Raw genomic sequence first — 10,907 nt, forward strand, 5'->3', positions numbered from 1 at the left:
CATGGACGAATCACCCATTTCCATATGGAAAATGCACCGCTTCATTGCATGCATGGCTTTTTCATTTCCATGAAAGAACAAAGCCGGCCCCCTTGACGGGGTTACCGGCTTTGTTTTGTATTGTTCTGTTTTGCTTTTTTATAAAAAAATGTCCGAAGCTTTAATGCTATTTGAGACCTGTTGTAGCAATGCCACGAATGATTTGCTTCTGAAAGCACAGAAAGAGAACGACCAATGGTAGAACCGAAAGTGTTGCTCCAGTCATAATCTGCACCCAGTTGCTGCTGTCCTTAGCCTCGCTGGAGAAGAAAGCCATCCCGACCGGAATCGTAAACATCTCCTCACTCTGTGTAATAATGAGCGGCCAGATGAATGAATTCCAACTGCTCAGGAATGTCAGAATGCAGAGGGTGGCAAACGCTGGCCTTACCAGCGGAACAGCGATCCGAAGGAAAATGCCCCATTCTCCCATGCCATCAATTCGTGCCGCGTCCAGTAATTCCGAAGGAAGGGATTCCATGAATTGCTTCATTAGAAAAATGCCAAACCCGGATATTAAACCTGGTAACAGAATACCCCAGTACGTATCCATGCCGTTGAAACTACTGGATACAAGATACCATGGAATAATCAGCATTTCAGTCGGCACCATCAATGTACTCAGAATGAGTACAAAGATAACCTGTTTCCCCCAGAACGTAAATTTGGCCAGAATATATCCCGTAATGGAATCAAACACGCAGACGCTCACGGTGGCAATGACGGCTACATATAAACTGTTCAACATCCAGCGGGGAAATGGGGTTCCCTGAAAAATAGCTGCATAATTGTCCCATGTGACTCTAGAAGGGATGAGGCTTAGAGAGTAGATTTCATCCAACGTCTTGAACGATGTCGATATCATCCATAGAAACGGAAACACCATCAAACCAAGTCCGAGCGTAAGTAAACCATAACTGATCAGTGACCCGGAACGTTTCCAGCGGAGCGTTGTTCGGGTATCGGCCCATGCGGCAGATCTGCTCATGCTTGCAGAACACCGTCCTTTCCTTTTACTCCTGTTGAAAACGGCCGCCCAGCACTTTAAGCTGAACCAGTGTCAGCATGAATATGATGGCAAACAGAATGACGGTTGCTGCCGAGGCCAGGCCCATATCAAAACTCTTGAAAGCCAAATTGTATATATGAAGCACGACAGATATGGTGGAGTCCAACGGTCCGCCGCCAGTCATATTCAGCACCTGGGTAAAGGATTGCAGAAATCCAATGCTTGCCATGACAACGGAGAGAAGCATGACCGGATTCAACAGAGGGATCGTAATATGCACAAAGCGCTGCCATCCCGTGGCTCCGTCTATGGCAGCCGCCTCATAATACAGTTTGGGGATGTTTTGCAGACCCGCCAGGAAAATGAGCATCTGAAAACCGATATTTTGCCATACCATCACCGCAATAATCCAGAAAATTGCCTGTGAGGGCGAATACAGGAAAGATTGTGGTCCAAGGCCCAACTCAATAAATAAGGCATTTACAATCCCGTTCTTCATCAGCAGCCACCGGAATATCCAGCTTACCGCCACTACACTGGTTACATACGGGATAAAGTAGGCCGTCCTGAACAATCCGCGCAGCTTCACCACTTGCTGGAGAAGAAGAGCCACGATTAATCCGGCAATCAACTGTGCAGGCACACCAACAACGACGTAGATCCCTGTGTTCACCAGCGACTTGAGAAATAGAGGGTCACTTAGCAATGTCGCATAATTATCAAAGCCCACAAAGGGTTTATCCGGTGACAGCATGCCCCATTCGCGAAAGCTCACGTTAAAGGAATACAGAATGGGCAAGATGCGGATGACTACAAAATAGATCAGCGGAATCAACAAACCGCCATAAATGAATAACCGCTGTTTATGTCTGTAATTGAGTCTTCCTATTCCCGATCCGAACCATACACGTCGTTTCGGCCGCGAAGGGATCACCCCGGTAGTCCTCATAGCTGCGCAGCCTCCTTGAATGAGAGCTTATTTTTTCTTATCCTGTTTCGCCCAGTAGTCGTCATAGAGCTTCTGGGTTTTGGCCACCAGATCATTGAAGGCCTGTTCTTCCGGCACATGATTGAGCAGCACCTCATCCACAGCGTTCACAAACAACGTACGCTCCTGCGTCTCATCAATGAAAAAGTGGGCGTTGGCATCGTTTAGTTGGGAGATGAAAGGGCCAAGCAGCGGGTCATTCACATACTTATCCTGAAGAGCCACTTCTTTCTGTGCGGGAAGTTCACCGACCTTCTCCACCCATTGTTCCTGAACACCCTTGCTGATCAAAAACTGTAGGAATGTTGTCGCTGCTTCCAACTTCTCTCCGGTAACATTGGCTGGAATCGCATTGGCCCAGAATGAAGCCTGTGTAGATTTTCCTTTATAACCTGGCAGCGGTGCGACAGCAAAATTCAAATCGGGTGCGTCTTTTTTGATAGATCCCAATCGATATGAACCATCCACGTTAATTGCGGCATGGCCGGTTTTGAATGCATTGGCATCATCAGTGTAAAATCCGTTAATGCCCACCTTATGCACGGTTGCAAAATCAACCAGATACTTGAATGCTTCAAGCCCAGCGGGTGTATCATTCCACAGGATTTTCCGACGATCCTCGCTCGTATCTTTGCCTCCTGCTTGATATAACAATCCGTCTCGGAACCAGTGATGAAGTTGGGAGCCCGGTTCCCACGCGAAACCCTCTGTCACCAACTGGCCGTTTTTGTCCGTTTCCGTTAATGCCTTGGCATCCGAGACGAGCTCTTCCCAAGTCGTAGGCGGTTTGTCGGGATCAAGTCCAGCCTTAGTGAACAGGTCCTTGTTATAAAACAACCCCAGCGTTCTCACGCCTGTAGGCAGAGCATAATAGCTTCCATTTAATTTGGCTGTATCCACAAAAGGGAAAAATGCCTCGGCGATGCCTGGAAAGCTGCTTTCAGGCAACGGCTGTAAATAACCGGATTGCACATATTTGGGCAACCAGCCGTAATACAGATTGATGACATCCGGTCCTTTTCCGGCGGGAACAAGTGTAGCAACCTTTTGATTGTACTGGTCGTACGGAAAATTGGTTTGTTTGACTTTGATGTTGGGATGTTCAGTCTCAAATTCCTGGATTAAGGTATTGATCAGTTCAACCTTGGCTGGAAATTCGTACTGCCAGTACTCAATCGTGATGGGCTCCGTCTGATCACCCGAAGCTGTTACACCTGCCGAACCAGACTCTTCGGATGGCTTGGTTGAGCAAGCTGTAATGCTCAATAAGAGTAAACCTGCAATCAAAAATTGCAGAGTCTTGCTTGGCCTGAATGAAAAATAACCGGATTTCGTCAAGTGAAGCCACTCTCCCCTCTTTTGCAACAAAAGTGTTATAACGTTCTCTATTTCCTTGGCTTACGCGTTGGTAGAACCGACGGCTTTGCCAACAGGCAGCTTCAACAGACGTCTTGCGTTATTTCCGAAGATGAGTTCAATGTCCGCTTCAGGGAAGCGAAGTTCACGACATACCCGGACCTGATCCTGTAAATAACGATAGGGATAACCACGCGGAAATCCGCTCGCATCCGTTCCAAAGATGATTCGCTCTGGACCCAGCAGCTCGTATGTTTTGCGGAATAACGTCTCCAGGTTCAGCTCGTAGGGCATCCAACGTACCCACTGATTGGAACCCGAGGTGTCGATGTATACATTAGGGCAGCTCCAACTTAGATGCAGAAGCTCCTGGAAATACCCTGCGCCAAAATGAGGGATGATGAACGGAATATCCGGATAGGCACGGGCTGTATTAAAGATGGCAAGCGGATTGATGTTGGGATGATGAACGATGCCTCCGGCATGACCAAGCATGCCAAAATGAATCAGGACAGGCAGGCGGCGCTCTGCAAGAAATGCCCACACCGGGTCGAGCGAAGGAGAGTCAAAGGCAATCTGGGTGAGGGGACCAAACAACTTATATCCTCGCAATCCGAGCTCATCAACTGCCCTACGCAGCTCGATGGATGCATCTTCATTTTCAATGGGATGATAGGCGAATCCGGTAAACCGATCCGGGTATATGGATATTTGTTCAGCCAAGTTGTCATTATCCAGAGCCGTCAGAAAGTTAAGTCCAGCAATATTGTATTTGTCTAATTCCTCTACCCACCGTTCGATTAACGGCCGTGCAGCTTCCTCTCCCTGCTCCTCCACCGCCGGGAAGTCCCAGGTTAGTCTCATTCGCTCACTGCGTTCCTTGCCATATCGCGTCACCAACTCATGGTTTTTATATGAGGAAAGCAAAAGTTTATAAGGCAGATGGGCATGGATGTCAAAAACTCGAAAGTCGGGATTGGAGAACATTGATTTTGCTCCTTCCATTTAGATTCTGTTAAGCCAGCCGTTTAGAATTAAATCCAGTTTTGCATCTACAGAACGGAGTTTATTAGTGGTATCAAGACTCCATTGTTCCTGTTTGCCGAGACGGAGCGCTTGGGCCTCCAATGCTCTTGCAACTTCCTCCGGATTGGGGCCACCACGTACATGCCGAATGTGTACAAAATGCTCGGGGCATATCGCTTCCTCTAATTGCTCAACGGTTAAAGCAAGCGGCTTGGCCGCAATTTCCTGCACCGCTGTATTCACAACATCCCAGTTCAATCCCGAAATGGAAGTACCGGACTCAGTCAACTGTGTTACAATGCGGCTCACGATGGAATGAGCTTGTCGAAACGATAATCCTTCGGTGCGGACCAGCGTATCTGCAAGTTCGGTAACCATGGCAAAGCTATGCTCTGCCCGTTCACGCAGCAATGACACATTCACCTTAAGTGTATCCATCACTTCGGACAGCAAGCGATATACGGATTCAAGCGTATTCAGACTTCTCCATACATAGGGCTGCATATCATCTTCGGTATCTACAATGTCACCAAAGGGCGTGTTATGCATCATGTTAAGAGCAGTTGCTGCATCCCCTTTGGCACTTGAAAGGAGTGAACGGGCGTGTTCAATCGATACCGGATTCCGTTTTTGCGGCATGATTGAACTAATCTGAACGTAAGGGGCAGCTACAATTAATGCACCATATTCCTGTGTGCACCATAACAGCAGATCCTGGACGAAACGCCCCAGATTGATAGCTGCCAGTTGGGCTACAGAGGCGGATTCACCTGCATAATCTGCACCGCTGACGGCATCATAGGCATTCTCAATAATGCCATCAAAGCCAAGCAGTTCTGCGGTCCGGTCTCGACAGACCGGAAAACCAGAAGTAGTGAGAGCAGCCGCCCCAAGACTGCTGCGATTGCAGCCTATATAGGCGGATCTTAACCGAGTAAGATCCCGTTCAAGGGAATCGCTAACGGCACAGATGTAGTGGGCAAGTGTTGTCGGCTGGGCTTGTTGGGTGTGCGTGTGAGCAATCATGAGGGTATCGATATGACGTAATGCAAATTCTCTTAGGCTTCGATGTAATGACAGCCCTGAGGAAATCGTTGAGTTCAGCTTCTCCCTCAGTACCATACGATAAATGGCGATTCCCATATCGTTTCTGCTTCTGGCTAAATGCAGATTCCCGACAGAGGGTCCGCCAAACTTCTCTAGTTCAACTTCGACTTGGTAGAACAAATCTTCAACGTGGGAGGAATATTCGCTCGTTCGGAGCCCATCTACATCCAGACTCTGTATAGCCGAAGCGATGTGGCACGCCTCTTGCTCCGGAATGATGTGTTGTTCACGGAGCATAATCAGATGTGCTTTGTTTACGGCCATCATGGGGTTCAGCAGATGCTGTGTGGCCTGGTTATAGGCGGGTTCAAGTACAATTTCGGCATAGGTTTGACTGGGAAAACCAGACGTTTGTGTTGGATTCGTTGACGTTGACTTCACCTTCCTTGCTCTTCATCTGAATATACAGAGATCTGAAATACCAACTAATCAGGTCGGAATGTTTAGTTCAAAACTCTACCACTATTTTGGTATACATACAACTTTATCCTTAATCAAAATTTTCTATTGTCGTATCGGCTTTCTCTATAACCTGTTCTATTGACTGCCGTAGATTTGAAGACTAGATTATCCTGTATAAGATTGGTCTGTGAAAAATAAGCGGAAGGAGGGATGGTTATATCACATTCCTGTGATGTCATTATCGTTGGAGCCGGATCGATGGGCATGAGTGCAGGTTATTATCTTGCGCGCAGTGGATTAAAAACATTGCTGATTGATGCCTTTGATCCTCCGCATACGGAAGGCAGCCATCACGGAGAACCACGGCTTATCCGCCACGTGTATAGCGGGGGACCTGACTATATAGCGATGGCACTTCTGGCGCAGGAACTGTGGGAAGAACTGGAGGATACTACCGGGGCCAAATTGCTTGTACCATCGGGCGTCTTGAATATAGTTGACCCGGACATCCATTCTTTTCATAATCGTTTAACCCATGCTGACGATGCGGGGATTCGGTATGAAACCTTGCGCGCAGCCGAAATCATGAAACGCTGGCCAGGCATTGAAGTCCCCGAACATTATGAGGGAATGTATGAGCCTGATGCAGGTTATTTATTCAGTGAACGCTGCGTGCTCGCCTTCCGTCAGGCAGCCGAAGCATCGGGTGCCACTCTCTTAACGAACACACGTGTTGAACATATCGAGTGCAGTACAGATTCTGTTGGAGTCATCACATCTGCTGGCGAGACGTATTATGCGAACCAGGTCATTCTCAGTGCCGGGGCATGGTTTCAGACGCTGAAACCGTTCGTGAACCTTCCCATTCGAGCTGTACGCAAAACCGTGGGATGGTTCGATGCACCGGAGGCATTGTTCGCCGAGGATCACTTTCCCGGTTTCACGCTGGCTGGAAAAGAAGGCGGATATTATGGATTTCCTAGCATTGGCGGGTCGGGTCTGAAGATTGGACGTCACGATACGGGGCAGGAGTGGACACCAGGCGGTACACTGGCTTCATTTGGCTCTGATAAGACGGATGAGGGTGATCTGCGGAGATTGCTTGAACTTCGGATGCCTCTGGCAGCGGGAAAGCTGAAGCGTGGTGCGGTATGCAAATACGAGTTCACACCGGATGAAGATTTTATTATCGACCGTCACCCTGCCCATAACCATGTATGGCTGGCAGGCGGATTTTCCGGTCATGGCTTCAAATTTGCAAGTGCAGTGGGCAAAATATTGTCTGACTTGGTGCAAACAGGGCATACGGATCAGGGTATTGGACGATTTGCCCTTTCACGTTTTCAATAGAGCACTAGCCCCCGGAGAAGGCTGAACTAGTACTGAACGTAAGCTAACTCGATTTGGTGTATCAGGATGAACTCCTTTCTTGAGCCGTGCCGTGTGGCATAGCGCGCCCTACTTCAAGAAAGGAGTATCCTTACCTTAGCAACGTTGAATCATTCTAAAGCGAGAGCAGTCCGCGCAATGAATACTCTCCTTTTTAATTCACTTTAACCAAACTCCATTGCTGATTGGCTCCACCATTGTCTGCCCATTGAATGGTCGAGGCACCTGCGGTTGTGGAGCTCTGGTTGATATCAACGGTCAAGCCGCTATTGCGGTTCACGAGCACAAGATATCCTCCGACATCCACCGGTAACCATTGTTGATTGTTGCCCCCGTTATCCTGCCACTGAATTAAGGCTGCTCCTCCTTGAGTAGAGCTCTGATTCACATCCAGCAGCAGACCACTGCCTACGTTACGGATCTTATAATAACTGTTGCCCGCAGACTCCAACTTCCATTGTTGGTTTGCTGCGCCATTGTCGTTCCACTGGATGATCGTTGCACCCCCGGCAGTAGAAGCCCCATTCACATCCAAAGCGAGACCACTGTTCCGATTGATCAGCTTATAGATCGCCCCGGATTCATATCCTGTGCTGCCATTATACGTCGCGCCAGATATGACATAGGTCGTAACCGAGCCCGCTTTGGCGGTCGCTGTAAACTTTTTATTCTGAATGTTGATGTTGGTCAACTGCTGCAACTTCTCCGTAGAGGAGGTCCGGTGTACTTGAGCAGACGATCCAACACTTGTAAACTGACTCAAATCATACGTCACCGCTGTATCACTCGAATCCGAATTGGTAGTCACCAGCACCACTTTACCTGAAGTAGCATCATAGGCAGCAAGCGTATTGGCATCACTCATGCCGATGATCTTGTAACCAGGACGAATAAACTTGCTGTAGTTGCCCATGACATAATATTTCTGATTCACAGTGTAACTGGTCGTTTGCGTGTTATTCAGTACGTTTTTGAAAAATCCCCAGCCATCCGCACTATCTACGGCCTGCCAGTAGACCCACGCACTCGCCCCCATGTTGCGTATATCCTTAAGGATCGTGCGTGACATCGTTAGTCCGCTGGCATCCCCGTCTCCATATTCTGAGGTCCAGAGATGTTTTCCCGCTGAAGTCGCTGTATTCCGCAATGATGCACGATTGCTTCCGCCATAGGTATGTGTGTTAATTTGACTGATCGCAGACTTCACTGCACTGCTGTAACTGTTGAAGGAAGTGGTTGTGTCATCCAGACTGTATTCTTCTGGTGCGCTCAGCTTCGTGGACAATCCCTTTGCTGTAAGTGAAGATTGCACCTGGCTCAGAATCGTGTTCTGATCTGCCCGATCAAAGTGCATACCCTCCTGATTATTGCCCAGCTTCCACCAAGTGGAGATCGGTTCATTAAGCGGGGTAACTGTGTCAAACGTGATGCCCCAGTTATCTCTGAAATGCTTCACGACCTCTGTGAGATAATCAGCAAAATCATCATAATAATCCGGCTTGAGATTATTGCCACCATTCGCGGCCCCGGACACACTTCCGCTAATGGTCATCCAATAGGGTGCCGAGTTCGCAAAGGCTTCAAAGACGTTGACTCCATATGATTTGGCGGCTTGGAGCATATACCTCTGATTGGCATCTGCATTCCAGTCATACACGCCCGGGGAAGGTTGATATCCCGGCACGGCTTTGCGATATTCCAGCACATTTGATGAAGGATTATCGCCGCCTCCAATGTTGTAACGCAGGACGTTCAGACCTAGTCCTGTTGTTGGGCTAAACATCTTTTCCACATACTCATCCCGGTTGGAGTACTCTCCGACCACTTTGCCCCACCAGGCAAGGGATGTTCCCCAACCTTCGATAGTCTGATATTGCTTCGAGGGATCAGCCGTGGCTGTATAAGAACCCGCGGCGGATGCTTCCGTACCCAAGCTCCCTGTTATAAGACTTCCTGCCATTAGCAGGGTGCCCAACCGTTTCAACCATTTCATTTGATTCACTCCTTCTGAAGTAAATGAGTTCAGTTTCTTAAGATAAAATGAGTTCAATTTCAATGGAAGAATCCAGAAGATTACTGTGCAATCTCCCTGAACGTAGCATCTGCCTTGTCAATCGCCGTAACGATGGATTCCAGACGCAGCACGTTGTTGTAATGTCTCAGGTACAAATTCGGATTGCTGAAAGAGGCGTAAGATGTCCAGCTGGTATTCGCGAGTCCACTCACCCGTTTGAACGTGGCATCATTTCGAAACGTAGCACTGCCGTCATTTTTCACCAGTGTGATGTTGCCATTATTATTGCGCAGGAAATAGCCTGGATAATTCATAGACTCAAATGAAATGCCTGTTGCATTCGCCAGCCCGGGAACGATGCGAAACTGTGCGTCCTCTGCGGGACTGACACTGGCATCGATTCGGGCCTGATAGTTATAATGGCGAATGAAGCTGCCTGGCACATTATAGGACTCCAGCTTGCGGATATCGCCAGGCTGCCCGGTTTCTTTCAACACGGTCATGTGCCGAACCAATCCGGTCAGACCGGCAAGCTCCTGCTTTGCACTCCAGGTCTGAAACCCGTCAGCAGAGTCGCTGTAATAATATTTTTGTGTAGAGTATCCGTCAAAATAGATTCGCCAAGAACCGTTATCCAGCTGGACAAGCGCAGGTCCCTCTACCCAGGAGCCCCAGCCTGCCCAATCCCCTGTCCCTTTGAATGTGTAAGGTCCGGTGAGGGAAGTAGCTGTAGCATATTCGATATACTTGGTGGTCTCATTCTTGGTGAATGCATGGTAGGTTGATCCTGTCTTGACGATGAAGGTATCGATGTAATTGGGTGCAATGCCTGCAAGCTCTGTGGCAGCAGACCATGTTGTGGAAGACAGCGTTGCATTGGTCGCTGTGATAACATAAGGTTTGAAGTTCTCATAATTGCCTGGGGAGATGGACACGATGATGTTCAGACTGCCGTTGCTGTCTTTGAACCATTCCGGTGCCCAGGTATGTGCAATCGTGGTGGGTGCAGATAGGGTAATATTGCGGACAAACGTCCAATTCACCTTATCTGTGCTTGATGCGATGCCTATCGTATTACCTGACCAGTTCGTGGTATAAACGACATAATACAGCCCATCCGTATGCTTCATGATGCTGGGATCACGGATCAGATTGGCCGGGGGTGTATAGGCAGGCCCTTTAAGCAAACCGTAATTAGTCGCATTGTAGGATTCATAGATATACAGATTGGATTCGCTCGTATTGGTAAAAGCCGAAATCGTGTAAACACTTGTTGCTGCTCTGGCTGTATTCGGGAATAACGTGATGAATAAAAGCAATGCTCCAAGCAGCATGATCATGCCGGACTTACAAGTTTTGAATAATCTTGTACTCCATCTTTTCCTTGTGAACATGGGTCATCTCCTTATCGAAAATGTGGGACAGGCATACCATTTGCCAAACATCACCCCCTTCACAGAACACGTAGCCCACAACGCCCTCAATATGTAAACGGTTTCAATAAAAGATACTAGCTATTCTCGTCGTCCATTCACCGTGCAAGAGCTGCCCGGAGATTCAGAATCTATAGATCCAAA

At 48.2% G+C, this 10,907-nt stretch carries 8 protein-coding genes; 1 reads left to right on the plus strand and 7 read right to left on the minus strand.

Going from position 1 to position 10,907, the window contains the following annotated elements:
* Nucleotides 1-166: 166 nt before the first annotated feature.
* From ACDJ58_RS21905 to argH, 5 genes are read right to left on the minus strand one after another with little or no spacing between them, the layout of a single operon-like run.
* Complete coding sequence (locus tag ACDJ58_RS21905) at nucleotides 167-1,027, minus strand: carbohydrate ABC transporter permease (RefSeq protein ID WP_413372908.1); 861 nt, start codon at nucleotides 1,025-1,027, stop codon at nucleotides 167-169.
* Nucleotides 1,028-1,052: 25 nt separating this feature from the next.
* Nucleotides 1,053-1,997 carry a carbohydrate ABC transporter permease gene (locus ACDJ58_RS21910; RefSeq protein WP_413372910.1) on the minus strand — a complete coding sequence of 315 codons (945 nt, stop codon included), beginning with the start codon at nucleotides 1,995-1,997 and terminating at the stop codon, nucleotides 1,053-1,055.
* A gap of 27 nt (nucleotides 1,998-2,024) precedes the next feature.
* Nucleotides 2,025-3,374: an extracellular solute-binding protein gene (locus tag ACDJ58_RS21915; protein ID WP_413372912.1), complete on the minus strand. Its 1,350-nt coding sequence runs from the start codon at nucleotides 3,372-3,374 to the stop codon at nucleotides 2,025-2,027.
* A gap of 60 nt (nucleotides 3,375-3,434) precedes the next feature.
* The gene (locus tag ACDJ58_RS21920) at nucleotides 3,435-4,379 is read right to left on the minus strand and encodes an amidohydrolase family protein (RefSeq protein ID WP_413372914.1); all 945 of its coding nucleotides are present in this window, start codon (nucleotides 4,377-4,379) and stop codon (nucleotides 3,435-3,437) included.
* 18 nt (nucleotides 4,380-4,397) lie between these two features.
* Nucleotides 4,398-5,906: an argininosuccinate lyase gene (gene argH, locus ACDJ58_RS21925; RefSeq protein ID WP_413372915.1), complete on the minus strand. Its 1,509-nt coding sequence runs from the start codon at nucleotides 5,904-5,906 to the stop codon at nucleotides 4,398-4,400.
* Between the two features lie 231 nt (nucleotides 5,907-6,137).
* On the opposite strand from argH, the gene solA reads away from it, so the two are divergent.
* Nucleotides 6,138-7,277, plus strand: a complete 1,140-nt coding sequence (gene solA, locus ACDJ58_RS21930; protein WP_413372916.1) for an N-methyl-L-tryptophan oxidase — start codon at nucleotides 6,138-6,140, stop codon at nucleotides 7,275-7,277.
* A gap of 193 nt (nucleotides 7,278-7,470) precedes the next feature.
* Here solA and ACDJ58_RS21935 read toward each other — a convergent pair whose 3' ends face one another.
* Nucleotides 7,471-9,309, minus strand: coding sequence for an RICIN domain-containing protein (locus ACDJ58_RS21935; RefSeq protein WP_413372917.1), 1,839 nt, complete (start codon nucleotides 9,307-9,309; stop codon nucleotides 7,471-7,473).
* An 80-nt stretch (nucleotides 9,310-9,389) separates the two neighbouring features.
* Nucleotides 9,390-10,724 (minus strand): AbfB domain-containing protein, encoded by a 1,335-nt coding sequence (locus tag ACDJ58_RS21940; RefSeq protein WP_413372918.1) that lies wholly within the window; start codon nucleotides 10,722-10,724, stop codon nucleotides 9,390-9,392.
* Nucleotides 10,725-10,907 lie beyond the last annotated feature (183 nt).

The organism is Paenibacillus taichungensis (assembly GCF_047302525.1).
Lineage (GTDB): Bacteria > Bacillota > Bacilli > Paenibacillales > Paenibacillaceae > Paenibacillus > Paenibacillus taichungensis_B.

Excerpts from the sequence above, each read along its gene's own strand:
- ACDJ58_RS21905 (WP_413372908.1), bottom strand. The coding sequence starts at position 1,027 with ATGAGCAGATCTGCCGCATGGGCCGATACCCGAACAACGCTCCGCTGG.
- ACDJ58_RS21910 (WP_413372910.1), bottom strand. The coding sequence starts at position 1,997 with ATGAGGACTACCGGGGTGATCCCTTCGCGGCCGAAACGACGTGTATGG.
- ACDJ58_RS21920 (WP_413372914.1), bottom strand. The coding sequence starts at position 4,379 with ATGTTCTCCAATCCCGACTTTCGAGTTTTTGACATCCATGCCCATCTG.
- solA (WP_413372916.1), top strand. The coding sequence starts at position 6,138 with ATGGTTATATCACATTCCTGTGATGTCATTATCGTTGGAGCCGGATCG.
- ACDJ58_RS21935 (WP_413372917.1), bottom strand. The coding sequence starts at position 9,309 with ATGAAATGGTTGAAACGGTTGGGCACCCTGCTAATGGCAGGAAGTCTT.
- ACDJ58_RS21940 (WP_413372918.1), bottom strand. The coding sequence starts at position 10,724 with ATGTTCACAAGGAAAAGATGGAGTACAAGATTATTCAAAACTTGTAAG.